The sequence below is a fragment of the Caenispirillum salinarum AK4 genome (assembly GCF_000315795.1).
Taxonomy (GTDB): Bacteria; Pseudomonadota; Alphaproteobacteria; order Rhodospirillales; family Rhodospirillaceae; genus Caenispirillum; species Caenispirillum salinarum.
Genome location: NZ_ANHY01000013.1, coordinates 15336 through 37821 on the forward strand (window position 1 = coordinate 15336; position 22486 = coordinate 37821).

25 protein-coding genes are annotated in these 22486 nt (G+C 68.9%); 13 read left to right on the plus strand and 12 right to left on the minus strand.

All coding sequences use genetic code 11. The annotated features are described in order from the left end of the window. Nucleotides 1-2 precede the first annotated feature (2 nt). A complete protein-coding gene (gene metX / locus C882_RS13165) occupies nt 3-1169 on the minus strand; it encodes a homoserine O-acetyltransferase MetX (protein ID WP_052000163.1) in 1167 nt (388 codons plus the stop codon). 223 nt (nt 1170-1392) lie between these two features. Between metX and C882_RS13170 the strand changes: the two genes are divergently transcribed. From C882_RS13170 to C882_RS13190, 5 genes are all read left to right on the plus strand, one after another. Further along, complete coding sequence (locus tag C882_RS13170) at nt 1393-2244, plus strand: chorismate mutase (RefSeq protein WP_009541113.1); 852 nt, start codon at nt 1393-1395, stop codon at nt 2242-2244. Between the two features lie 112 nt (nt 2245-2356). Next, complete coding sequence (hisC, locus tag C882_RS13175; RefSeq protein WP_009541114.1) at nt 2357-3445, plus strand: histidinol-phosphate transaminase; 1089 nt, start codon at nt 2357-2359, stop codon at nt 3443-3445. Then, nucleotides 3442-4386 (plus strand): prephenate/arogenate dehydrogenase family protein, encoded by a 945-nt coding sequence (locus C882_RS13180; RefSeq protein WP_009541115.1) that lies wholly within the window; start codon nt 3442-3444, stop codon nt 4384-4386. The genes hisC and C882_RS13180 overlap by 4 nt, the downstream gene beginning before the upstream one ends. A gap of 468 nt (nt 4387-4854) precedes the next feature. Next, nucleotides 4855-5493: an EF-hand domain-containing protein gene (locus tag C882_RS23315; RefSeq protein WP_009541116.1), complete on the plus strand. Its 639-nt coding sequence runs from the start codon at nt 4855-4857 to the stop codon at nt 5491-5493. Nucleotides 5494-5664: 171 nt separating this feature from the next. Next, complete coding sequence (locus C882_RS13190) at nt 5665-6051, plus strand: hypothetical protein (RefSeq protein ID WP_043645535.1); 387 nt, start codon at nt 5665-5667, stop codon at nt 6049-6051. Nucleotides 6052-6238: 187 nt separating this feature from the next. Here the strand turns inward: C882_RS13190 and phbB are convergent, their stop codons facing one another. From phbB to C882_RS13225, 7 genes are all read right to left on the minus strand, one after another. Further along, complete coding sequence (phbB, locus tag C882_RS13195; protein WP_009541118.1) at nt 6239-6967, minus strand: acetoacetyl-CoA reductase; 729 nt, start codon at nt 6965-6967, stop codon at nt 6239-6241. A 330-nt stretch (nt 6968-7297) separates the two neighbouring features. Continuing rightward, the gene (locus C882_RS13200; RefSeq protein WP_009541119.1) at nt 7298-7762 is read right to left on the minus strand and encodes a hypothetical protein; all 465 of its coding nucleotides are present in this window, start codon (nt 7760-7762) and stop codon (nt 7298-7300) included. Next, nucleotides 7759-8595, minus strand: a complete 837-nt coding sequence (locus tag C882_RS13205) for a dienelactone hydrolase family protein (protein ID WP_009541120.1) — start codon at nt 8593-8595, stop codon at nt 7759-7761. The genes C882_RS13200 and C882_RS13205 overlap by 4 nt, the downstream gene beginning before the upstream one ends. 334 nt (nt 8596-8929) lie before the next feature. Then, nucleotides 8930-9229: a 50S ribosomal protein L28 gene (gene rpmB, locus C882_RS13210; protein ID WP_009541121.1), complete on the minus strand. Its 300-nt coding sequence runs from the start codon at nt 9227-9229 to the stop codon at nt 8930-8932. A 107-nt stretch (nt 9230-9336) separates the two neighbouring features. After that, the gene (locus C882_RS13215) at nt 9337-10764 is read right to left on the minus strand and encodes a sensor histidine kinase (RefSeq protein WP_009541122.1); all 1428 of its coding nucleotides are present in this window, start codon (nt 10762-10764) and stop codon (nt 9337-9339) included. A gap of 32 nt (nt 10765-10796) precedes the next feature. Then, entirely contained in the window at nt 10797-12233 is a 1437-nt protein-coding gene (locus C882_RS13220; RefSeq protein ID WP_009541123.1) for a dihydrolipoyl dehydrogenase family protein, read from the minus strand. Next, on the minus strand, nt 12214-12972 hold the full coding sequence (locus C882_RS13225; protein WP_009541124.1) for a TVP38/TMEM64 family protein: 759 nt from the start codon (nt 12970-12972) through the stop codon (nt 12214-12216). The genes C882_RS13220 and C882_RS13225 overlap by 20 nt, the downstream gene beginning before the upstream one ends. Before the next feature lie 279 nt (nt 12973-13251). On the opposite strand from C882_RS13225, the gene rpmH reads away from it, so the two are divergent. From rpmH to pcaD, 8 genes are all read left to right on the plus strand, one after another. Further along, the gene (gene rpmH, locus C882_RS13230) at nt 13252-13386 is read left to right on the plus strand and encodes a 50S ribosomal protein L34 (protein ID WP_009541125.1); all 135 of its coding nucleotides are present in this window, start codon (nt 13252-13254) and stop codon (nt 13384-13386) included. A 22-nt stretch (nt 13387-13408) separates the two neighbouring features. Continuing rightward, nucleotides 13409-13864, plus strand: a complete 456-nt coding sequence (gene rnpA, locus C882_RS13235; RefSeq protein WP_009541126.1) for a ribonuclease P protein component — start codon at nt 13409-13411, stop codon at nt 13862-13864. After that, nucleotides 13861-14148, plus strand: a complete 288-nt coding sequence (yidD, locus tag C882_RS13240) for a membrane protein insertion efficiency factor YidD (protein ID WP_009541127.1) — start codon at nt 13861-13863, stop codon at nt 14146-14148. The genes rnpA and yidD overlap by 4 nt, the downstream gene beginning before the upstream one ends. Before the next feature lie 45 nt (nt 14149-14193). After that, nucleotides 14194-15951, plus strand: a complete 1758-nt coding sequence (gene yidC, locus C882_RS13245; RefSeq protein ID WP_009541128.1) for a membrane protein insertase YidC — start codon at nt 14194-14196, stop codon at nt 15949-15951. Further along, entirely contained in the window at nt 15948-16628 is a 681-nt protein-coding gene (gene yihA / locus C882_RS13250; protein ID WP_009541129.1) for a ribosome biogenesis GTP-binding protein YihA/YsxC, read from the plus strand. Before yidC ends, yihA begins: the two co-directional genes overlap by 4 nt. A 400-nt stretch (nt 16629-17028) precedes the next feature. Continuing rightward, the gene (argB, locus tag C882_RS13255; protein WP_009541130.1) at nt 17029-17952 is read left to right on the plus strand and encodes an acetylglutamate kinase; all 924 of its coding nucleotides are present in this window, start codon (nt 17029-17031) and stop codon (nt 17950-17952) included. A 272-nt stretch (nt 17953-18224) separates the two neighbouring features. Continuing rightward, nucleotides 18225-18953, plus strand: coding sequence for a pyrimidine 5'-nucleotidase (locus tag C882_RS13260; RefSeq protein WP_009541131.1), 729 nt, complete (start codon nt 18225-18227; stop codon nt 18951-18953). A gap of 61 nt (nt 18954-19014) precedes the next feature. Beyond that, nucleotides 19015-19812 (plus strand): 3-oxoadipate enol-lactonase, encoded by a 798-nt coding sequence (gene pcaD / locus C882_RS13265; RefSeq protein WP_009541132.1) that lies wholly within the window; start codon nt 19015-19017, stop codon nt 19810-19812. Between the two features lie 18 nt (nt 19813-19830). Here pcaD and C882_RS13270 read toward each other — a convergent pair whose 3' ends face one another. From C882_RS13270 to C882_RS13285, 4 genes are all read right to left on the minus strand, one after another. Beyond that, entirely contained in the window at nt 19831-20595 is a 765-nt protein-coding gene (locus C882_RS13270) for an SDR family oxidoreductase (protein WP_009541133.1), read from the minus strand. A gap of 74 nt (nt 20596-20669) precedes the next feature. Then, nucleotides 20670-20936 carry a hypothetical protein gene (locus tag C882_RS13275; RefSeq protein WP_009541134.1) on the minus strand — a complete coding sequence of 89 codons (267 nt, stop codon included), beginning with the start codon at nt 20934-20936 and terminating at the stop codon, nt 20670-20672. 49 nt (nt 20937-20985) lie between these two features. Beyond that, nucleotides 20986-21945, minus strand: coding sequence for a calcium/sodium antiporter (locus tag C882_RS13280; RefSeq protein ID WP_009541135.1), 960 nt, complete (start codon nt 21943-21945; stop codon nt 20986-20988). Nucleotides 21946-22079: 134 nt separating this feature from the next. Then, entirely contained in the window at nt 22080-22424 is a 345-nt protein-coding gene (locus C882_RS13285; RefSeq protein WP_009541136.1) for a hypothetical protein, read from the minus strand. Between the last annotated feature and the right edge of the window lie 62 nt (nt 22425-22486).

A 22486-nucleotide genomic window follows, 5' to 3' on the forward strand; every position in this document is an offset into this window, starting at 1 on the left:
CCTCAGCCCTCGCCCCGGCGGGGCAGGCCCAGGTGTTCGGCGGCACCGTCCAGGAAGCCCTGGAGGGTCTCGTGGAACTCGGGCTCGTCCAGCAGGAAGGCGTCGTGGCCCTTGTCGGACTGCACCTCCACGAACGACACGTTGGCGGCCACGGCGTTCAGGGCATGCACCACCGCGCGGCTCTCGGACGTCGGGAACAGCCAGTCCGAACTGAAGGAGATCACGCAGAACCGTGTCTTGGTGCCCATGAAGGCGTTGGCCAGGCGGCCGCCGTTTTCCTCCGCCAGGTCGAAATAGTCCATGGCGCGCGTGATGTAGAGGTAGCTGTTGGCGTCGAAGCGGTCCACGAAGGTGGAGCCCTGGTAGCGCAAATAGCTTTCCACCTGGAAGTCCGCCTCGAACCCGTAGGTGATGGTCGAGCGGTCCTGCAGGCGGCGGCCGAACTTGCGGTGCAGCGCCTGCTCCGACAGGTATGTGATGTGCGCCGCCATCCGCGCGACGGCCAGGCCGCGCTCGGGGCGCTTGTCGTGCTCCAGATAGTCGCCGCCGCACCAGTCGGGGTCCGAGACGATGGCTTGGCGCCCCACCTCGTGGAAGGCGATATTCTGGGCGGAGTGACGGTAGCTGGTGGCGATGGGCACGCAGGCGAACACGCGATCGGGGAAGGTGTGCGCCCACTCAAGTGCCTGCATCCCGCCCATGGAGCCGCCGATGACGGCGAACAGCCGCTCGATGCCCAGCGCGTCCATGAGCCGCGCCTGGGCCTGCACCATGTCGCCGATGGTGATGACGGGGAAGCGCATGCCCCAGGGCTTGCCGGTGGCAGGATCGGTTTCCGCCGGGCCGGACGAGCCCATGCAGCTGCCCAGCACGTTGATGCAGATGACGAAGAAGCGGTCGGTGTCGACGATCTTCCCCGGCCCGACGATCTGGTGCCACCACCCCGGCTTGCCGGTGGTGGGGTGCGGATCGGCGACGAAGTGGTCGCCGGTCAGCGCGTGGCAGACCAGGATGCAGTTGGTCTTCTCGGCATTCAGCGAGCCGTAGGTGGAATACGCCAGGGTGAACGGCCCCAGGTCGATGCCGCAGTCCAGCCGCAAGGGCTTGTCGTGGCCCAGCACAACCCGCTGGTCCTGGCCGCGCGGAAGCTCGGCGCCCCGCTCGGGCACCCGGGCCGCGGCGGTGTCGTCCTGCGTCTGCGTATCGTGGCTGTCCACCTGATCGGTCACCGCGAGGAAGTCCTTCCGGCACTGTCGAACGCCCGCGCGGCACCGGGCCGCCGGGAGGCTGGAAAACTATGACCGCCGCCGTCGACTTTCAACGTTTTCTTTGATTTCGCGCATGGGCGCCGGTAAGACTATCCGGCATTTCACAAAGGTTGCCGCGCCCGCCATGACCACCGACGACGCCGCCACGCTGGATACCCTGCGCCAGGAAATCGACCGCATCGACGACGCCATCCATGACCTGATCATGGACCGCACGGCGCTGGTGGAGCGCATCCGCGCGGCCAAGGGCGAGGGTGTCGTGCTGCGCCCGGCGCGTGAGGCAGCCATCCTGCGCCGCCTGCTGGACCGGCACGAGGGGCATTTTCCGGCCGCCAGCATGGTGCGCATCTGGCGCGAGATGATCTCGGCCCTGACCGCTCTTCAGGCGCCGCTCAGCCTGTCGGTCTACATGCCCGAGCGCGGCGCCGGCTATCTGTCCCTGGCGCGCGACCAGTACGGCGCCTACACCCAGACCCACACCTATGCCAGTGCCGGGCAGGTGGCGCGTGCGGTGATGGACGGGCAGGTCAGCGTCGGCATCCTGCCCATGCCGCACCTGGACGATGCGCAAAGCTGGTGGACCATGCTGGTGGGCGCCTCGCCGGACCTGCCGCGCATCGTCGCCCGCCTGCCCTTCCACGGCCCCGGACCCGGGCGCGGCGACGGGCTGGAGGCGCTGGCCGTCGGCCGCCTGCCGCTGGAAGCCACGGGCGACGACGTCACCGTGCTCGCCATCGAATGCTCCAACGACATGTCGCGCGCCGGCATGCGCAGCCAACTGGAAGCGGTCGGACTGGCGCCCAACCACCTGTGGGACACCCGCGAGGTGACGGCCGACAGCCGCATCGACCTGATCGCCGTGGAGGACTTCATCGCCGTCGACGATCCGCGCCTGCAGTTCGCGCGCGACCGCCTGTCCGGCGACGTGGCCTATATCCACGTCATCGGCGCCTACGCCCAGCCCCGGCCGGTCTGACCCGACCCTGCCCCGGGCAGGACACGAGGCGCCGGCGGATCACCCCGCCGCGCGCCTCTTTTTTGTTTCCCGACCCCTTCATTCAACATTCGCTGAAAGCAGGATTGACGCCATGAGCAGCCTGACCCCGCGTCCCGGCATCCTCGACATCGCCCCCTACAAGCCCGGCGAGTCCAAGGTCGAGGGTGTCTCCAAGGTCATCAAGCTGTCCTCCAACGAAGGCGCGCTGGGCGCCAGCCCCCGCGCCCGCGAAGCCTATCGCGCCGCGTCCGAGTTCCTGCATCGATACCCCGACGGCGGCGCCACCCGCCTGCGCGCCGCCATCGCCGCCCGCCACGGCATGACCGCCGACAACATCGTCTGCGGCTGCGGCTCGGACGAACTGATCGGCCTGCTCTGCCGCGCCTACGCCGGACCGGGGGACGAGGTGCTGTACTCGGCCCACGGGTTCCTCATGTACTCCATTTACACGCTCAGCGTCGGCGCGACGCCCGTGAAGGCGCCCGAGGTGGACCTGACGGCCTCGGTCGACAACCTGCTGGCGGCGGTGACGGAGAAGACCCGTATCGTCTTCGTCGCCAATCCCAACAATCCCACCGGCACCTACCTGTCGGCCGCCGAGGTCAAGCGCCTGCGCGAAGGCTTGCGCGACGACATCCTGCTGGTGGTGGACGCGGCCTATGCCGAATACGTCACCCGCAACGACTACACCGACGGCCGCGACCTGGTGGACGCGCACGACAACGTGGTGATGACCCGCACCTTCTCCAAGATCCACGGCCTGGGCGGCGCGCGGCTGGGCTGGTGCTACGCGCCCGATCAGGTGGTGGACATCCTCAACCGCCTGCGCAGCCCGTTCAACGTGACCAGCCCCGCGCTGGCCGCCGGCGAGGCCGCCATCGAGGACGTCGCCTTCACCGACCTGTCGCGCCAGCACAACGACGTGTGGCTGCCCTGGATGCAACAGAAGATGCACGACATGGGTCTGGACACCACCGACTCGGTCGGCAACTTCGCGCTGGTGAAGGTGCCCGACGCCGATGCCTGCGACTCCTTCCTGCGGTCGCGCGGGCTGATCGTCCGCCGCATGGGCGGCTACGGCCTGCCCGACTGGCTGCGCATCACCGTCGGCCTGGACGAAGAGAATCACGCCGTCATCGACGCGCTGGCGGCCTTCCTGGACGAACGGAGGGCGCGATGAGCGAATCCTTCCGCACCCCCGCCCCCGCCGGCGCGGCACCGCAGCCCGGCCCGCGCGCCGACGCGCCGCTGTTCGATCGCGTCGCCTTCATCGGCATCGGCCTGATCGGCTCGTCGCTGGCGCGCGCGGTCGCGCACCACAACCTGGCGCGCAGCACCGTCTGCACGGCCAAGGACCCCGAACACCTGGAGGTCGCCCATGGGCTCAAGCTGACCACCGACACCGCGCCCACCATCGCCGAAGCGGTGCGGGACGCGGATCTGGTGGTGGTCTGCGTGCCCGTGGGCGCCTATGCGGAGGTGGCCGAACAGCTGAAGGGCAACCTGAAGCCGGGCGTCATTCTTTCCGACGTCGGCTCGACCAAGACCTCGACCGTGCGCGACCTGGCGCCGATCCTGCCCGAGGGCGCGCACCTCGTTCCCGGCCACCCCATCGCCGGCACGGAGCATTCCGGCCCGGCGGCGGGCTTCGCCGAGTTGTTCATCGACCGCTGGTGCATCCTCACCCCGCCGCCCGGCACCGATCCGGCGGCGGTGGAGAAGGTGGCGGCGCTGTGGCGGGCCATCGGCTCGTGGATCGAGGTGATGGAGCCCGAGCACCACGACAAGGTGCTGGGCATCACCAGCCACCTGCCGCACCTCATCGCCTACACCATCGTCGGCACGGCGACGGACCTGGAGGAGGACCTGAAGCAGGAGGTCATCAAGTTCTCGGCCTCGGGCTTCCGGGACTTCACCCGAATCGCGGCATCGGACCCGGTGATGTGGCGCGACGTGTTCCTCAACAACCGGGAAGCGGTGCTGGAGATCATGCAGCGCTTCACCGAGGACCTGACCGCCCTGCAACGAGCCATCCGCCGCGGCGAGGCGGAGACGCTGGAGGCGCTGTTCACGCGCACCCGCGCCATCCGCCGCGCCATCATCGACGCCAAGCAGGCGTGAGGGGCCGTGTCGGCCCAGGGGGCGGTGGATGTCGCCCCCTGGGTCGGCCTCCGACGGGAGCGCTGCGGGGCGTCCGACGGCGGAGGTGGAGCGCAGCCTTTGCCGGGGTGATGGGTTAATCCAAAACCTTGTATTAAAAATAAAAATATTCCCGTCATTCCTGCGAAAGCAGGAATCCACGTCCGCTGCCAACCATCCTGCCGCACTTCCTTCGGTAAACGTCCGCCGGTTTTCTTGCAGTCTCGGAAGCTGGGACCCACCGAAGCCATCAGCCACCATTGCACGACGCATCTCGGGCGGCCGCCCATGCCCCTCCGCCCTTCAGGTCCCCGCCCTCGTTACACTGTGTTACCAACCCATCCGCCTGCCGACATGCCCCGGTTACCGGCGCGGGTTTATAATGGTCACCATCAAGACAGGGTCCGCGCGGCCGCTCCGGCCCGGACCCGGAACCGATGGAGGACGATCATGAAACGCACCCTGAAGACCATCCTCACCGCGTCGGCCGTGGTCGTCGGCCTGGGCGCCGCCGCTTGGGCGGCCGGGCCGGGGCCGGGCTTCGGGTTCGGCGGCGGTGGCCCGTGCTGGGGCGGCGGCGCCGGCTTCATGCAGACCCAGGGCGGCGGCGGTGGCGGCCCCGGCATGGGCGGCGGCCCGCGCCAGGGCATGGGGCCCGGCCAAGGCATGATGGGCGGCGGCATGATGGGCGGCGGTCCCGGCTGGCACATGCAGCAGCTCGACACCAACAACGACAACGCCATCTCCACCGAGGAGATGCAGGCGTGGCGCGGTGAGCGCTTCAAGCTGTTCGATGCCGACGGCGACGGCCAGATCACCGAGCAGGAGTTTAGCGACGCCGGCCCGCAGGGCTTCGGCTGGCGCGCCCAGAACTGGGACCAGATGCCCGCCCAGATGCAGGCCATGATGCAGGAGCGCCGGGCCTTCATGTTCCGCGGCATGGACGCCGACGACAGCGGCACCGTCTCGCAGGACGAGTTCGCCGCCCACATGGGTCCCGGCATGCAATACATGGACGCCAACAACGACGGCCAGATCACGGCCGACGAAATGGGGCCCGGCATGAGGTGGAACCGTCAGGCCCAGTAACGGCGCGCTCATGCTCCCAGGGCCGGCGCCGTCGCGGGTGCCGGCCCTTCAGGTTGCGCGCCGCCGACAGGTAAATTGCTTTGGTCATATGACGGTTGTCCGTGTTGACCTTATTCTCTAAAGGGTCAATCATCTTCCTCCCAAGGTCGTAAATCCATGGGAGAAGCACCAATGTCTCCGTCTGCACGTCTGCTTGCCCTGGCCACCGTTCTTCTGAGCGCCGGGGTGCCGGCGCGGGCGGCGGAGCCGGAGGCGGCCCTTCCGCAGGTGGCCGCCCTGACGGAGCAGGCGCCGGCGGATCGCTTGGCGGAAGACCTGGCCATGGCCGCAGCCGCCTCCGATCGCCGCTGCACCCGTCCAGACTCGGCGCGCGCGGCGCGGCCCGAGCATCCGGCCTACGAGGTCTTGCAGGTCCTGTGCGACCGACAGGGACGGCGCGGCCGCCTGATGACCGTGCGGCTGTTCCAGTCCGGCCGGGTGGCGGTGCGGGCGGAGGGAACGATATCGTTCGGGGACGAGGGACTTGCCGCCACCGGCCAGGCCTTCCCGACCTTCTGACGACGCCTCGGCGGCATCCGGCACCCTTTCCCCGGTGTCGGTTGTGCGCGGCGGTCCCGGCGGACTCCCCTTCCCCCAATCCCCGGGCCGGGCCGCGCACATGAAAACACCCCCGGGCGGGCGCGCCCGGGGGTGTTTTTGTGTCGCGCGCCGGTCCTCGGGAACGGACCGGGCGAGGCGCGACGGATCAATACATGTGCTGGCCGCCGTTGATGGACAGCGTCGAGCCGGTGATGAAGTCGGCGTCGTCGGCGGTCAGGAACACCACGCCGCGCGCGATGTCGGCGGCCCGGCCCAGGCGACCCATGGGGATCTTGGCGATGATCTTTTCCAGCACGTGGTGCGGCACGGCGCGCACCATGTCGGTGTCCACGTAGCCCGGCGCGATGGCGTTGACGGTGATGCCCTTGGCGGCCCCTTCCTGCGCCAGCGCCTTGGTGAAGCCGTGGATGCCCGACTTGGCGGCGGCGTAGTTCACCTGGCCGTACTGGCCGGCCTGGCCGTTGATGGAGCCGATGTTGACGATGCGGCCGAAGCCCCGCTCGCGCATGCTGTCGACCACGCACTTGCAGGTGTTGTAGCAGCTGGTCAGGTTGGTCTGGATCACCGCGTCCCACTGCTCGAAGCTCATCTTGTGCAGCGTGCCGTCGCGGGTGATGCCGGCGTTGTTCACCACGATCTCGACCGGGCCGAGTTCCTTGGTGATCTTCTCGATGCCTTCCTTGACGCTGTCGAAGCTGGAGACGTCGAACTTGTAGGCGGCGATGCCGGTTTCCTTGGTGAAGGCTTCGGCAGCGGCATCGTTGCCGCCGTAGTTGGCGGCGACCTTGCAGCCGGCGTCGCGAAGATGCTCGCTGATGGCGCGGCCGATGCCGCGGGTGCCGCCGGTCACAAGCGCAACACGTCCCTTGGACATAAACTTCCCTCCCGTGAAAAAAGCCTAGGTGAAATCACGAACCCTGCGACAACCCTTTTAGAAGAATCCCGCGCGGTAATAAACCCCCATTTTTCCCGAAAAAAACGAAACTTGCTTTCGCAGATTGGCAAAAACGGGTTATCGCGCTGCGGGACGGGCTCCGCGCGGCGTGCCGGATCGGGCCGCGACGGCTCTTGCGCGGCCACGGGAGATGCTACCCGGTCGGGCGGGGAAAACCTATTAGCCGTAGGGATGAGCGCCCTGGCGCCAAAGGTCCAGAACGGTCGAACGGCGCCATCCAATGGTCGACGCATGCCGCCCGGACGGATCTCACCGCACCTCGAACACCGCGCGAAAGCTGCAGGTCCGCGGGTCCTGCTCCACCAGCCGGGCATTGCAGGAGACGGCGCCGACACCGATGCGCTGGGCGGTCAGGACGGCAGCGCAACGCACCACGGCGCTGGCATCCGCACGCCAGCGGAACAGGCAGGTGCGGGTGTCGCCGTCCGACTCGGGCGGCAGGGCGTATTGCACCATGGACACCGCGCCCGTCATGGCGGGAAAGGAAAAGGCGGCCGTCTCCGCCGCGCCCGGCTCCAGCACGCGCGGCCACGCCTGGACGACGGCCGCCGTCGGGGTCTCGGTCATCACCGCCGTCACCGGCTCCGGGGCCGCGTTGACCACTGTCACCACGGCCTCCGCCGCCGAGTCGGGGTCCTGCGCTCCCGCCGATCCTGAGGCGGCCGCGAGAACCGCCGCCGCCAGCACGGTGCCAAGGCGCCTGCGCAGGGTCACTCCGCAGCCTTGGTCTCGGTCTGGACCGGTTCGGTCTGCGAGGCGCGGCCTTCCTCGCGCGCCTGGCGCAGGTTTTCCATCAGGAAGGCCAGCGTGCGCGTCCACGATTGTGCCGCCGCGCCGGCGTCATAGCGCGCGCCGGTGGGATTGGCGAAGGCGTGGTCGGCCTCGTACCAATAGATTTCCAGCGGCTGTCCGGCCTCTTCCATGCGGCTCTTGAAGGTGCCGACCATCTCTTCGTTGATGAAGTTGTCCTGGGTGGCGAAGTGGCCCAGAACCGGCCCCTCGATCTGCTCCAACTGCTCGGTCGGCACGTCGACGTTGCCGTAGTAGACGACCGCCGCATCCACGGGCGCATGTACGGCCGTGCGCAAGGCCCAGCCGCCGCCGAAGCACCAGCCGACGACGCCGATCTGCTCGGTCGTGGCCTCGTGGTTGCGCAGCCATTCGGTCCAGGCCTGCATGGTGGCGACGGCCTGATCCTCCTTCACCGACTGCATGAGAGAGCGCGCCTTCTCGCGATCCTGCGCCACCTCGCCGCCGTAGAGGTCGACGGCCAGCGCGACGAACCCCTGCTGGGCGAACTCCCGGGCCATGGACTTGATCTGATCGTTCAGCCCCCACCATTCATGGATGAGCAGCACGCCCGGCGCCTTGTCATCGGTGATGGTCTCCGGCGTCGCCAGCACGGCATTGACCGTGCGGCCGTCGGCCGTGGTGGTGGAAACCTGCTCAAGCTCCTCCGCCGCCAGCGCAGCCAGCTTGGGGTCTGCGAGGATGGCGGCGAGCGGCACTCCGGCCAGGCTCTTGACGACGGTGCGGCGGGCAATCATGGGCGGCTCCCCTCCCTGAAGACGATTGTGCGCGTCGATGACCGACATCGACGCTGCGCTCGGTCGGCACGCAGCCTAACGCGCCATAAGGCGCGGCGGCCAGTCGTCCTTGCCGGGCGGCAGATGCGTGGTTGACTACACGTCGCCCGGTAAAGGATACATGCGCAAGCCGGAACGCGCCGGCTTCCACTGCCGCTGCCTCATATCAGGGCCCACTTCGGTGCTGTCGAGTCCCGCTTTCGCGGCAGGGACCACCCCCACACGCCGAAAGGGCCGCCCGCGCGCTGCGGACGGCCCTTTCGGAGTTCTTTGCCTGAACGGCGTGACCGGGTGATCAGGCGGCGGCTTCGCCACCCGCGACCGCCTTCTGGACGCGCTTCTTCAGCTTGCGGGCCTCGCTGGTCAGCTTGGTGCTGGGCGTGGACAGCAGGAAGGCGTCGATGCCGCCCCGGTGCTCGACGGTGCGCAGGCCGTGGGCGGACAGGCGCAGGCGGACCGGCTCGCCCAGGGCATCACTCATCATCGAGGTGACCTGGAGGTTCACGTTCCACGTGCGGCGGGTCTTGTTGTGAGCGTGGCTCACATTGTTCCCGGTCATGACGCCCTTGCCGGTAATGGCACAACGACGGGGCATGGCCTTGTCCTTCTCGATCTCAGAAATCTGTGAATGAACGCTGGAAGGCCGGTTGTTTACCGATCGGAGGCGCCCCCGTCAAGGACAAAACCGACAATTTCCGCCCATCACCCCGGTTCGTGGCCCGCCAGCGGCAGGACCAGGCGGAAGACGGTGCCGTCCGCACCCGTGCGTGCCAGCGTCAGATCGCCGCGCAGGGCCCGCAGGATTTCGCGCGAGAGCGGCAGGCCGAGGCCCGTGCCCCCTGCCCGGGCCGAGCCGGAAAAGGGCTGGAACAGGTTCTCGCGCGCCTTGGCGGGCAGGCCGGATCCGTCGTCGGCCACCTCCACCTCCGCCCGGTCGCCGCGCGCCCAGGCCGAGACTGTGACGGTCTTCGCCCCGGCCTCAACGGCGTTGCGCAGCAGGTTGTCGAACACGCGGGAAAGCTGCCCCGGATCGGCCCGCACCGCCAGCCCCTCGGGCATGGCGACCGAAACCGCCACGCCCGGTGCCGTCGTCGCACTGTCCTCGATCAGGGCCGGCAGGTCGACACGGCCGGGACGCACCTCGGGCGGGCCTTCCTTGGCGAAGCGCAGCGTGCGGGTGCACAACTCCACCGCCCGGTCGAGGGCGCGGGCGATGCCCGAGGTAACGTGCTTGACCTCGGGGTCGGCGGCCGAGGCTTCCAGCCGGTCGCTTTCCAGCAGCGCGGCCGACAGAACGCCCTTGAGGTCGTGGCTGATCTTGGAGACCGCCGTGCCCACCGCCGCCAGCCGCGCCTGCTGCACCAGCGCGCGGCGCAGGTCCGTCTGCATCTCGGCCAGCGAACGTTCCACCATGCCCACCTCGTCGTGGCGGCGACTCGGGCGCAGCGTGCGGTCCGGGTCCTCGGGCGCGGCGCGGAAGTCGGCCATGTTGTCGGCCATGCGCAGCAGCGGGCGCACCAGCAGCAGGTGCAGGCTCAGGTACACGAGCCCGGCGGTGAACAGCGATATCATCAGCGACAGATAGAAGATGCGCTCGCCGTAGGCGAACATCTCATGGCGCATGGGCGCCTCGCGCAGAACCACGTCGATGCGCACGTCGGCGTCCTTGGGGCTGACGCCCATCACGCCGATCATGCGGTCGTCGGTGCGCGCCATGACGGCGAGCCCGTCGGCCAGAAGCTCGAAGAAGCCGGCGCTGCGTAGGTCGAAGCGGGCGTCCAGTTCCTCGGGCTCGATGCCCAGCATGAGCGTGGTGCGCTCCGGCCGCCAGGCGGTCATGCCCAGGGCTCCGGCATGATCGAGCAGGCGCTTCTGCAGATACTCGTCGACCATGCCGTCGGGCGTGGCCTCCAGGGCCAGCAGAGCGAGGTGGGCCTGCTCCATGTGCTCCTTCAGGTACTCGACCCGGTAGCGCGCGACCGAGGGCACGAAGATCAGCACCTCCGCCAGCATGACGAACAGCACCGTCAGCAGGAGCAGCCGCAGCGGCAGCCCGCGGTGCAGCGGCGCGCGGCGGCGCGGCGCTCCGGGAGCGCCGGCGGGCGTGGGCGTGACGTCGTCCTTGGGCACGGTGCCGGTCCTTGTTCTGGCGTCCCCCCACCCTACCCCAGACGCGCCAGGGCACGCACCAGCCGCCGCGTGCCGGCGCCGAAAAGCCTGGGCGTGTAGAAGCCGCCGGCGGCCTTCTTGCTGACCTCGCCGAGCGTCGGATAAGGGGCGATCATGGTGGCCAGGGGGCCCACCTTCATGCCCTGGGACAGCGCCAGCACCCAGGGCTGGATGAGATCTCCGGCATGGGGCCCGACGATGCCGCAGCCCAGCACCCGGCCCTTGCGGTCGGTGACCAGCTTGAGGCGACCTTCGGTGCGGCGCTCGGCGCGGGCGCGGTCGTTGCCGTCGAAGCCTTCGGTAATGACGCGGATGGAGTCGCCGTGCTTTTTCCGCGCCTCTTCCTCCGTCAGCCCCACCTGAGCCAGCTCCGGATCGCAGTAGGTGACCCACGGCACGGCATGGTGCTGGGCCTTGGCCGGCAGGCGGAACAGGGCGTTGCGCACGACGATCCCGGCATCGTGTCCGGCGCGGTGGGTGAACAAAAGCCCGCCGGTCACGTCGCCGATGGCGAAGACGCGCGTGTTGGAGGTGCGCAGGCGCGCGTCGACGGTGATGCCACGGGGCGTGTGCGCGATGCCAGCCGCCTCCAGGTTCAGGCCGCCGATGCCCGGCTCGCGCCCCACGGCCACCAGCAGGTGCGAGCCCGCCACCCAGCGGCCGTCGCGGAAGCAGAGGACGGGGCCGCCGTCGTCGGCGCGGGCCACTTCGGTGATGTCGGCGTTCTCGTACAGCACCAGCCCGTCGGCGCGCAGGCGATGGCGGACGACGGCGCGCAGCTCCGGGTCGTCCTTGGGCAGGATCTCGCCGCGGGTCGCCAGCGCCACCGGCACGCCCAGCCCGAGGAAGGCCGACGCCATCTCCGTGCCGATGGGCCCGCCGCCCAGGATCAGCAGCCGTTGCGGCGCCTCGCGCAGGTCGAAGACGGTCTCGTTGGTCAGCGGCTCGGCCTCGGCCAGCCCCGGCAGGTCCGGCAGGCGGGGCCGCGAACCGGTCGCCAGCACCACCCGGCGGGGGCGGATGCGGACGCCGCCCGCCTCCAGCGTGCGGCCATCGACGAACCGCGCCGACTCGCGCAGGACCGTGCAGCCCAGTGCCTCGAACCGCTCCTGGCTGTCGTGCGGAGCGATGCCGGCGATGACGTCGCGCACGTGATCCATGACGGCCGGGAAATCCACCGCCACCCCGCCCGGAGCCGTCACCCCGAACCGCCCCATGGCGCGGGCATCGGCGGCGGCGTGGGCCGCGGCCAGCAGGGCCTTGGACGGCACGCAGCCATAGTTGAGGCAGTCGCCGCCCATGCGGCCCTTTTCCACCAGCACCACCGACGCGCCCATCTGCACCGCCCCGGCGGCCACCGACAGCCCGCCCGAGCCGGCGCCGACGACGCAGAGGTCGGGGGTGAGGGTCTCAGGCTCCATCGCGCGCATCGGCCTTCCTTTCCTTCCACGCCCGCCACGCGACGGGCACCAGGGCGAGCGCCGCCAGTCCCAGCAGCGGGCCGAGAATCTCGGGGCTCCAGATGATGCTCAGGTCCGGCGTGCCGCCGCGGGCGAATACGGCGTCCAGCCCGTTGCCGACGCTGGCGTAGACCAGGGCGCCGGGAATGATGCCGATGGCTGTCGCCACCGTGTAGGTGGACAGCCTGACCCCCAGCAGCGCCGGCACCAGGTTCACCAGCCAGAACGGGAAGACGGGCACCAGCCGCAGCACCAGAAGATAGCTGAAGGCATTGCGCCGGAACCCTTTTTCCATGCGGGCGACGGCGCGGCCGGCCTTGGCGCGCCAGGCGTCGCGGAAGACCGTGCCCGCCAGCAGGAAAATCGCGACGGCGCCGACGGTCGCCCCGATGATGATGTAGACGGCCCCCAGCCAGGTGCCGAACAGGAAACCGCCGGCGATGGACATCCACACCGCCCCGGGCACCGAGAAGGCCACCCCCAGCGCGTAGATCGCCATGAAGGCGAGGACGGCCAGCAGATAGTTGGCGGCGACCCACTCCTGCAGGGCGATCCGGTGCTGGCGCAGAGTCTCGAACGACAGGACATCCGTTGCGCCGGACGCCCAAAGCCCCACCAGCACCGCCACGAAGGCGGCCAGGAGGCCCAGCTTCCACAGCCGGGCGCGGGTGGGGCGCTCTGTTTCCATGGTCTCGGATCGGGACGCCATGCGGGAACCGCCTTTCTTGCAGGGATGCGGGCTCATGCTTCCCGAGGTAGCATTGCGCCGCACCGCCCTCAATTAACGTCCCCGTGAGCGACGGGAGGTCGTGACGGCGAAAATCGCGCACGGTCGCGCGGTCCGAGGTTGACTTGCCCCCGCCCCTGAGGGTATATCGCCGCTTTCCTCGAACACCCGTCGCCACCGTGCGATCCCTGTCGAGACCTGAAGACATTTCAGGCGCCCGCCCGCCGGACGGCGCGCGCCGCCCGCAGATGGAGAGTTACCGTGAAGCGCACGTACCAGCCGAGCCGCCTCGTCCGCAAGCGCCGCCATGGCTTCCGCAGCCGCAGCGCCACCGTGGGTGGCCGCCGCGTCCTGGCGAACCGCCGCTCCAAGGGCCGCAAGCGCCTGAGCGCGTAAAGCGGTCGCGCGGGGCCCCGGCATGGGGGCGGACGACGCGCACACGCACCAGAGACGGAAGCGTCCCCCGCGCCTGAAGGCGCGGCGGGACTTTCTGCGTGTTGCCAACACGCGGAAAAAATGGGTCACGCCCGGGTTCATCATCCAGATGGCCCCGCGCGATGACCTGCGCGGCGATGACGCGGCGCCGGACCGTGCCGGCGCCCCGGCCGATCTGCCGCGCGTGGGTTTCACCACCAGCAAGAAGGTGGGCAAGGCCGTCACCCGCAACCGCGCCCGCCGCCGGCTGCGCGAGGTGGCCGACCAGGGCTTGCCCGCCTGGGCCGACCCGGCCTACGACTACGTCCTCATCGGCCGCACGGAGGCTACGGTTTCGTTGCCGTTCGATCAGATGTTGCATGATCTGCGCTGGGCGCTTAAACGACTGGGGGCCCTGCGCGGCCGCGGCGGCAACGGAACGAAGGTCGACGGACCATGAGCATCGCGAGCAGCGTCCTGCGCGGACTGGTGAGGGGCTACCAACTCTTCGTCTCTCCCCTGCTGCCGCCGTCGTGCAAGTTCGAACCCACCTGTTCCCACTACGCCATGGACGCCCTGGCCCGCCACGGCGCCCTGAAGGGGGCCTGGCTGGCGGCACGCCGCGTCCTGCGCTGCAACCCGTGGATGGAAGGCGGATACGATCCCGTGCCGCCCGCCTCCGGCACTGACACCGGCACAAAGAAGGCCGGTCATGGCTGTGGTTGCGGCCACACCCACTCCTGAGAGTTCTGAAAGAGCTGATGTTTCGGTCGAGCGGAAGACGAACCCATGTCTGAACAGCGCAACCTGATCCTAGCCATCGTCGCCTCCTTGGTGATCTTGCTGGGGTTCGAATTCCTCTGGCCGAAGCCGGACCAGCCGCCCGTCGAGCAGGCGCAGCAGACGCAGACGCAGGCTCCGGGCCAGCAGGCCGGTGACGCGCCGGTGCCCTCGCCCGGCGCCGACATCCCCAGCCCAGGCGCCGCGCCGCAGGCCCCGGGCGCCGCGCCCGGCATGGCCGCCCCGGCGAGCCGCGAGGCCGCGGTGTCGCGCTCCGACCAGCGCATCCGCATCGACACGCCGGCGCTGAAGGGCTCCATGAACCTGGTGGGTGCGCGGATCGACGATCTGACCCTGCGCGAGTACCACGTGGAGCCGGACGAGAGCAGCCCGCTCATCGACCTGTTGTCGCCGGCCGGCGCGCCCAACCCCTATTACGCCGAGTTCGGCTGGGTCGCGGGCGGCACGGGCATCGACGTGCCGGGCAGCGACACGGTATGGACGACGGACGCGCAGACGCTCAGCCCCGGCAATCCGGTGACGCTGACCTGGCGGAACGATCAGGGCATCGAGTTCCAGCGCACCATCAGCATCAATGACAAGTTCATGTTCTCCGTCGAGCAGACGGTCACCAACACCACCGACCAGCCGGTCACGCTGTACCCCTACGGCCTGATCGCCCGCGTCGGCACGCCCGAGACCGCCGGCTTCTACATCCTTCACGAGGGTCCGCTGGGCGTCTTCAACGAGACGCTCAAGGAAGTCGACTACGACGAGCTGGCCGAGGACGGGACGATCGAGCAGACCACCACCGGCGGCTGGATCGGCATCACCGACAAATACTGGTTGACGGCGCTGGCCTTCGACCCCGAGCTTGAGACCAAGGCCCGCTTCGCTCACCGCGACGCCGCCGCCGGCCCCACCGACCGCTACCAGGTGGACTACCTGGAGCCCGGCATGACCATCGCCGCCGGCCAGAGCGCGTCTGTCACCAACAACTTCTTCGCCGGCGCCAAGGAAGTGAAGCTCCTCGACCAGTACGCCGAGGAATACAACATCCCGAACTTCGACCTTGCCGTTGACTTCGGCTGGTTCTACTTCCTGACCAAACCGTTCTTCTACGTGTTGAATTGGCTGCATGGTCTGGTCGGCAACTTCGGCATCGCCATCCTGGTGTTCACCGTCTTCATCAAGCTCGCCATGTTCCCGCTGGCCAACAAGTCCTACAAGGCCATGAGCAAGATGAAGAAGCTGCAGCCCAAGATGAAGGAGCTGCAGGAGCGGTTCGGTGACGACCGCACGCGCCTGAACCAGGAAATGATGGCGCTCTACAAGCGCGAGAAGGCCAACCCGGTTTCCGGCTGCCTGCCCATCGTGGTGCAGATTCCGGTGTTCTTCGCGCTGTACAAGGTGCTGTTCGTGACGCTGGAGATGCGCCACGCGCCCTTCTACGGCTGGATCCACGACCTGTCGGCGCCGGACCCGACGTCCATCTTCAACCTGTTCGGGCTGCTGCCGTACACGCCGCCGGAATTCCTGATGATCGGCGTGTTGCCGCTCATCATGGGTGTCACCATGTACCTGCAACAGAAGCTGAACCCGGCCCCGCCGGACCCCATGCAGGCCAAGATCATGAACATGCTGCCCATCGTGTTCACTTTCCTGCTGGCCCACTTCCCCGCCGGTCTGGTGCTGTACTGGGCCTGGAACAACACCCTCTCCATTGCCCAGCAGTGGATCATCATGAGACGCGCCGGAGCCGCATGACCCGACAGAAGGAACCCGCCTTCACCGGCGAGACCATGAGTGACGAAGAGCGCGCCGCCTGGCTGGAAGCCGGGCGGCGCCTTTTCGCCAAGGAAGCCACCTTCGTGCTGGGCGCCGCCGCGCTCGTGCAGATCCCCGAGGAGCCGCTGCCCGAGGTCTGCTTTGCCGGACGGTCGAACGTCGGCAAGTCGAGCCTCATCAACGCCCTGACCAACCGCAACAAGCTGGCGCGCACCTCCGACACGCCCGGCCGCACCCAGGAGCTGAACTTCTTCAACTTGGGCGACCGGCTGATGATCGCCGACCTGCCCGGCTACGGCTTCGCCAAGGCGCCCAAGGAGAAGGTCAAGCAGTGGACGGCCGTGACCATGGCCTATCTTCAGGGCCGGGCGCAGCTTCGCCGCGTCATGGTGCTGGTCGACAGCCGCCACGGCCTGAAGGACAGCGACCACGACGTCATGAAGATGCTGGACCAGGCTGCCGTGAACTACCAGGTGGTGCTGACCAAGATCGACAAGCTGAAGGGCAACCAGGCGGAAAAGCGCGTGGCCGAGACGCAGGACGCACTCGCCAAGCACGTGGCGGCGCACCCGGTGGTCATCCCCACGTCGTCGGCCAAGGGCGACGGCATCCCCGAGCTGCGGGCCGAGATCGGGGCGCTGGCGCTGCCGGAGTGAGGCCAAGGCGTGGTGTGTTTTTTGAACCACCGAGGCACCAAGACACCAAGACAGCGCGCGAAGGCGCGCCATCGTCTTTCGGACGGCCGCTTTCGCCCGATCTATGAAGTTGATGTTGATTGAGTAATCGGGGGAGCGCGAGGCAGCCCGTGGCTCCCTCGCATCGTATTCCCGCGCAGCCGGAAGCCCTTGGTGCCTTGGTGTCTCGACGCCAGGTCACGCCGATGTGGCCACGCTGACACCGTCAGCACATCCTCTTGGTGCCTTGGTGTCTTGGTGGCTCCCTCCCTCCACCGCCACCGCCGCCAAAACCCTGTTCGTTCTCCCGCCGAATTGCTCTAGGATCGCGCGCGATTCGTTCACGCGCGTCCAAAGACCGTCCGCAGGAGACCGCCCGACCATGACCCCGCCGAAGAAGACCCCGCTGCCGCCGGAAGAGCGCGACGTCTGGATGCGCAAGGCCCGGACCCTGTCCGAAGCCCTGCCTTTCATGCGCGAGCACGCGGGCGCGACCGTCGTCATCAAGTACGGCGGTCACGCCATGGGTGATGCGGCGCTGGCGGAGCAGTTCGCCAACGACATCGTGCTGCTCAAGCAGGTGGGCATCAATCCGGTGATCGTGCACGGCGGCGGGCCGCAGATCGGCCGCATGCTCGACCGCCTGAAGATCGAGTCGGACTTCGTCGACGGTCTGCGCGTCACCGACCAGGCGACCGTGGACATCGTGGAGATGGTCCTGGCGGGCTCCATCAACAAGGAGATCGTCACCGCCATCAACCGGGCGGGCGGGTTCGCCATCGGCATGTCGGGCAAGGACGGCAACCTGATCCGGGCGCGCAAGCTGCGCCGCACCAAGAAGGACCCCGACAGCAACATCGAGCGCGTGCTGGACCTGGGTTATGTGGGCGAGCCGACGGAGATCACGCCGCACCTGCTGGACATGTTCCGCGAATCCGACGTGATCCCGGTCATCGCCCCCATCGGCATCGGCCCCAACGGCGAAACCTTCAACATCAACGCCGACACCGCCGCCGGCGCCATCGCCGCGGCGACGGGCGCCTATCGCCTGCTGATGCTAACCGACATCACGGGCGTGCTGGACAAGGACGGCGCGCTGATCCCCGACATGACGGTGACGGAAGCCCGCAAGCACATCGCCGAGGGCACCATCAAGGGTGGCATGATCCCGAAGGTCGAGACCTGCCTGACCGCCGTGGAGCAGGGTGTGGACGGTGCCGTCATCATCGACGGCCGCGTCCCCCACGCCATCCTGCTGGAAATCTTCACCCCCCACGGCGCCGGCACGGCGGTGTGGAACGACTAGATTTTTTTCGTTCAGGCGCGATGCGCCTGAACGACGTTCAAGCGCCACTAAGGCTCACGCGCCTGACCGGCGCGGGGTCGCGCTGTGTGCTCCGCACACGCCTTCGGCTCCGCCACCCTATGTCGTCCTTTTCGATCTTAGGCAGATCGAAAAGAACTCACGGCGGGGAGCGCGAGGGGGGGGCCAACCTCCCCTCGCCCATTCACCGCTTGCAGCCGCCGAGCCGCCGGCCCATGTGAGACCTGCCCTCACCACCTGAGAAGGACGCCCCCGTGCCGCAGACCCCGCTGGACCGCGCCGAGACCCCCGACAGCCCGCACCTGCCCGGCCTTGAGCGTATCCAGGACTGGATCTTCGACCTGGACAACACGCTCTATCCGGCCACGTCCAACCTGTTCGCGCAGGTGGACAAGCGGATGAAGGCGTTCATCTCCGAATTTCTCGGCGTCGACCCGCACCGCGCCTTCGAAATCCAGAAGCAGTACTATCACGAGTACGGCACCACCCTGCGCGGCCTCATGCTCAACCACGGCATGGAGCCCGATGCGTTCCTGTCCTACGTCCACGACATCGACCATTCGGTGCTGGAGCCCCGCGCGGAGCTGGACGCCGCGCTGACCGCCCTGCCCGGCCGCAAGCTGATTTTCACCAACGGCAGCGAGAAGCACGCCGAGGACGTGCTGGCGGCGCTCAAGCTGGCCCATCACTTCGACGGCATATTCGACATCGCGGCGGCCAACTACATCCCCAAGCCGCAGCCCGAGACCTACCAGGCCATGATGGACCGCTTCGGCGTGACGGCGGCCGAATCGGCCTTCTTCGAGGACAGCGCGGCCAACCTCAAGCCCGCCGCCGAGGTCGGCATGACCACCATCTGGGTGCGCCCCAAGGACGCGCCCTGGTTCAAGCAAAGCCACGACCTCAGCCACTGCCACCACATCACCGACGACCTGGTCCCCTGGCTGGACGCCGCCGTGCGGACGCTGAAGGGCGCGGCGTAAGCGCCGACGCCTTCTCCCGCGTTGCCCCTGTGTTTGTGACCACGAAGCGGAAGGAGCGGCCATGCACATCGAGGCCAACGGCACCACCTTCTTCGTCGAGACCGCCGGCAAGCCCGACGCGCCGCCGGTGCTGCTGATCCACAGCCTGTCCGCCGACCACGAGGCCTGGCGCCCGCAAATTCCAGCGCTGACCGAGCACTTCCGCGTCATCGCCCCGGACATTCGCGGCCACGGCAAGAGCCGCGCGACGCCCCCGCCCTATGCCATGGAGACTCTGGCCGACGACATGGCGGCCATCCTGGATGCGCTGGACGTGCCGGCGGCACATGTCGTCGGCCTGTCCATCGGCGGCATGATCGCCCAGACCATGGCGCTGAACCACGCCGAGCGGGTGAACAGCCTGCTGCTCGCGGCAACCGCCAGCGAGATGAACGCCGAGCGCCGCAAGGTGTGGGACGACCGCATCGCCTCGGTTGAGCGCGACGGCGTCGAGCAGCTCGTGGAGCCCACCCTGCAGCGCTGGTTCACCCCGCCCACCCACGACGGCGACCCGGAAACGGTGCGCCTGTGCGCCGCCATGATCCGCCGCACGCCGCCGGAGGCCTACATGGGCTGCGCGGCCGCCATTCGCGACCTGAACCTGACGGCGCGGCTGGGCGAGATTTCCGTCCCCACGCTCATCTTCTCGGCCGACCAGGACGCCAGCACGCCGCCCGAGTTGCAGGCCATGATCCGCGATGCCGTTCCCAATGCGCGGTTGGAAACCTTCACCGGCACGGCGCACCAGATCGGCCTGGAACGGCCGCAGCGCTTCAACGAACTGATGATGGGATTTTTGAAGCTGGCGCAGGCGCGGTGACGCCGTCCGGGCGGCGGGCTACTCGGCGTAGATCATCTTTCGCGTCATGCCGCTGTCGATCACGAATTCCGAGCCCGTGACGAAGCCGCTCCGGTCCTCCAGCAGATAGGCGACCAGTTCCGCCACGTCCTCGGGCCGTCCCACGCGGCCCGCCGGGTGCTGGGCGTGGTCTTCGTGCGTCAAGTCTTCGGGCGCGGCGTCGGGATCGGCGCGCCAGGCGCTGACGTCGATCCATCCGGGAGAGACCGCGTTCACCCGCACGTCCGGCCCAAGGCTGATGGCGAGCGCATGAGTCAGCGCCACCAGCCCGCCCTTGGAGGCGGCGTAGCTTTCCGTGTCCGGCTCGCTCATGTGGGCGCGGGTCGATGCCATGTTGACGATGGCGCCGCCGCCGTCCGCCCGCATCACCGGGGCGGCGTGCTTGGCGAGAAGGAAGGCGCCGGTCAAGTTGGTGTCGATCACCCGCCGCCAGTCGGCCAGCGAAAGCTCGGTCACCGGCTGGCGGTGCATGATGCCGGCGTTGTTCACCAGCCCCTTGAGCGGCCCCGGCAACTCGTCGGCGCGGGCGACGGCGGCGGCCACCTGGGCCTCGTCAGCCACATCGCAGGCAACGGCTGTCAGCATCCCGCGCCCGGCCAGGCGCTCGGCCATGGTCTCCAGGGCTGTGGCGTCGGCGTCCAGCATCACGACGTGCCAGCCGTCGTCCAGCAGCCGTTCGCAGACGCCGCGGCCGATGCCCCGGGCGCCGCCGGTGACGAGAACCTTGGGAAGCGGGTCGGTCATGGTCGGTCGGCCTCCTGATCATTTCCGCGGATGCTGGAAGAGGAACGGCCGTGCCACGCCGACCCGTTGCGGCGTCAAGCCTCCGGTGCGGCCGGGGGCGGGATCAGGGCGGCGGCAGCCAGCGCCAGCTCGGCGCGGTAGACCTTCCATGCCGTCCACAGGCTGACGGCCAGGCCGAGGCCGACACCGACGACGCCGCCGACGATGGCGGCCTCGCGGCTCAGGCCCAGGCGGTCCATCAGGATCAGGTCGATGGTCCAGGCGAAGGCGACGGTCTCGCCGCCGATGAGAAGGCCGCAGGCCGCGGCGGCGGCCGAAGCCGCCATGATGGGGGAACGCATGGGAACCCGTGTCTCCAGAAGATGCCGCTGAAGAAGAAGCGGCACGCCACTATGCCAGGATCAGCCAGGCTGTGTAAGCGGCATATGCGGCCAGGAACAGCAGACCACCCATGCGGTTGAGGATACGCTTTCCGACCAGCGCCACGGCCAGCAGAGCCAGCGTCGCGGCCGCCATCACCCAGATGTCGCGGCTGGCGATTTCCTCCGGCACCGCGATGGGCGAGACGGCGGCGGTCACGCCCAGGATGCCCAGGATGTTGAAGACGTTCGACCCCACCACGTTGCCCAGCGCCACGTCGCCCTGGCGGCGCACGGCGGCGACCAGCGACGTCGCCAGTTCGGGCAGCGAGGTGCCGACGGCCACCAGCGTCACGCCGATGACGGCCTCGGAGATGCCGGCGGCCTGCGCCAGTTCCACCGCCGCGCCGACCAGCAGCCGCGCGCCCAGGATGACGCCCGCGATGCCCAGCACCGTCAGCACGATCCCGCCGATGACGCCCAGCTTGGCGGGCGGCAGGTGCTCGGCGGCGTCGACCTCGCCCTCGCGCAGGGCCCGGGTGGCCGACTCGCGGCGGTCGAGAACCAGCGCCAGGCCCGTGTAGCCCAGCAGCGCCACAATCAGCACCACGCCGGCCCAGCGCGGCACGGCGCCCAGCATCACCAGCCCGATGGCGGCAGCGGTGGCCAGCGTCATCACCAGCAGGTCGCGGCGGACGCCGGGAATGGCGCAGACCACCGGCACCACCAGGGCCGAGGCGCCCAGGATCAGCAGGATGTTGGCGATGTTCGACCCGACGACGTTGCCCACGGCAATGGCCGGCGAGCCCATCATGGCCGCCTGAAGACTGGTCACCAGTTCGGGAAGCGAGGTGCCGAAGCCCACCAGCGTCAGGCCGATCACGAGCGGAGAGACACCGGCCTTGCGCGCCACCGCCACGGCTCCGCGCACGAGCACGTCGCCGCCGACCAGCAGCAGCACCAGGCCGCCGATAAGGGAAAGATACAGCATGGGAAGGGAACGCCCTGATTAGGAACGGCGCTCCGGCCGGGCGCCCGATGCGGTCCGCCGGCAAGGGGCCGGCGACGGCGGTGGTTATGGGGCGCGCCGCGCCGTCTGTCCAGAGGGCGGCGGCGCAAAGCCGGTCAGTGGTGGGCGGCCGCCTTCTTGGCCGCGGGGGCATGAGAGGGCACGGCATGGGGCGCCGGCGTCCCGCGCGGCCGGCCGTGGTCGCGGTCCTCGTCCTCGCCTTCCGCATGGGTGCGCACGGCGAAGCCCCTGAAGGCCCATCCCAGGCCGAAGGACAGCAGCGCCACCAGCACCAGTCCGCAGCCCAGGAAGATCAGCGCCGACTGGACGCCGATCTCCCCGCCGCCGAAGGCGTCGGTGGTCCACAGCATGACGGTGAGCGGCACGAGGCCAAGCGCGGCCAGCAGGCCCAGCCGGTGCCATCCGCCGGGTTTCAGCGGGGTCAGGCGATAGTGTGTCATGGCGTCCCCTCCGGCCAGAATTCGGACCTACCACCATGGTAGCATCCTTCCGCCGGAAAGTC

Bases quoted from the DNA above. Each gene is read 5' to 3' on its own strand.
- C882_RS13170 (WP_009541113.1), top strand. From the start codon at position 1,393: ATGACCACCGACGACGCCGCCACGCTGGATACCCTGCGCCAGGAAATC.
- hisC (WP_009541114.1), top strand. From the start codon at position 2,357: ATGAGCAGCCTGACCCCGCGTCCCGGCATCCTCGACATCGCCCCCTAC.
- C882_RS13180 (WP_009541115.1), top strand. From the start codon at position 3,442: ATGAGCGAATCCTTCCGCACCCCCGCCCCCGCCGGCGCGGCACCGCAG.
- C882_RS23315 (WP_009541116.1), top strand. From the start codon at position 4,855: ATGAAACGCACCCTGAAGACCATCCTCACCGCGTCGGCCGTGGTCGTC.
- C882_RS13190 (WP_043645535.1), top strand. From the start codon at position 5,665: ATGTCTCCGTCTGCACGTCTGCTTGCCCTGGCCACCGTTCTTCTGAGC.
- phbB (WP_009541118.1), bottom strand. From the start codon at position 6,967: ATGTCCAAGGGACGTGTTGCGCTTGTGACCGGCGGCACCCGCGGCATC.
- C882_RS13205 (WP_009541120.1), bottom strand. From the start codon at position 8,595: ATGATTGCCCGCCGCACCGTCGTCAAGAGCCTGGCCGGAGTGCCGCTC.
- rpmB (WP_009541121.1), bottom strand. From the start codon at position 9,229: ATGCCCCGTCGTTGTGCCATTACCGGCAAGGGCGTCATGACCGGGAAC.
- C882_RS13220 (WP_009541123.1), bottom strand. From the start codon at position 12,233: ATGCGCGCGATGGAGCCTGAGACCCTCACCCCCGACCTCTGCGTCGTC.
- C882_RS13225 (WP_009541124.1), bottom strand. From the start codon at position 12,972: ATGGCGTCCCGATCCGAGACCATGGAAACAGAGCGCCCCACCCGCGCC.
- rnpA (WP_009541126.1), top strand. From the start codon at position 13,409: ATGGGGGCGGACGACGCGCACACGCACCAGAGACGGAAGCGTCCCCCG.
- yidD (WP_009541127.1), top strand. From the start codon at position 13,861: ATGAGCATCGCGAGCAGCGTCCTGCGCGGACTGGTGAGGGGCTACCAA.
- yidC (WP_009541128.1), top strand. From the start codon at position 14,194: ATGTCTGAACAGCGCAACCTGATCCTAGCCATCGTCGCCTCCTTGGTG.
- yihA (WP_009541129.1), top strand. From the start codon at position 15,948: ATGACCCGACAGAAGGAACCCGCCTTCACCGGCGAGACCATGAGTGAC.
- argB (WP_009541130.1), top strand. From the start codon at position 17,029: ATGACCCCGCCGAAGAAGACCCCGCTGCCGCCGGAAGAGCGCGACGTC.
- pcaD (WP_009541132.1), top strand. From the start codon at position 19,015: ATGCACATCGAGGCCAACGGCACCACCTTCTTCGTCGAGACCGCCGGC.
- C882_RS13270 (WP_009541133.1), bottom strand. From the start codon at position 20,595: ATGACCGACCCGCTTCCCAAGGTTCTCGTCACCGGCGGCGCCCGGGGC.
- C882_RS13275 (WP_009541134.1), bottom strand. From the start codon at position 20,936: ATGCGTTCCCCCATCATGGCGGCTTCGGCCGCCGCCGCGGCCTGCGGC.
- C882_RS13280 (WP_009541135.1), bottom strand. From the start codon at position 21,945: ATGCTGTATCTTTCCCTTATCGGCGGCCTGGTGCTGCTGCTGGTCGGC.
- C882_RS13285 (WP_009541136.1), bottom strand. From the start codon at position 22,424: ATGACACACTATCGCCTGACCCCGCTGAAACCCGGCGGATGGCACCGG.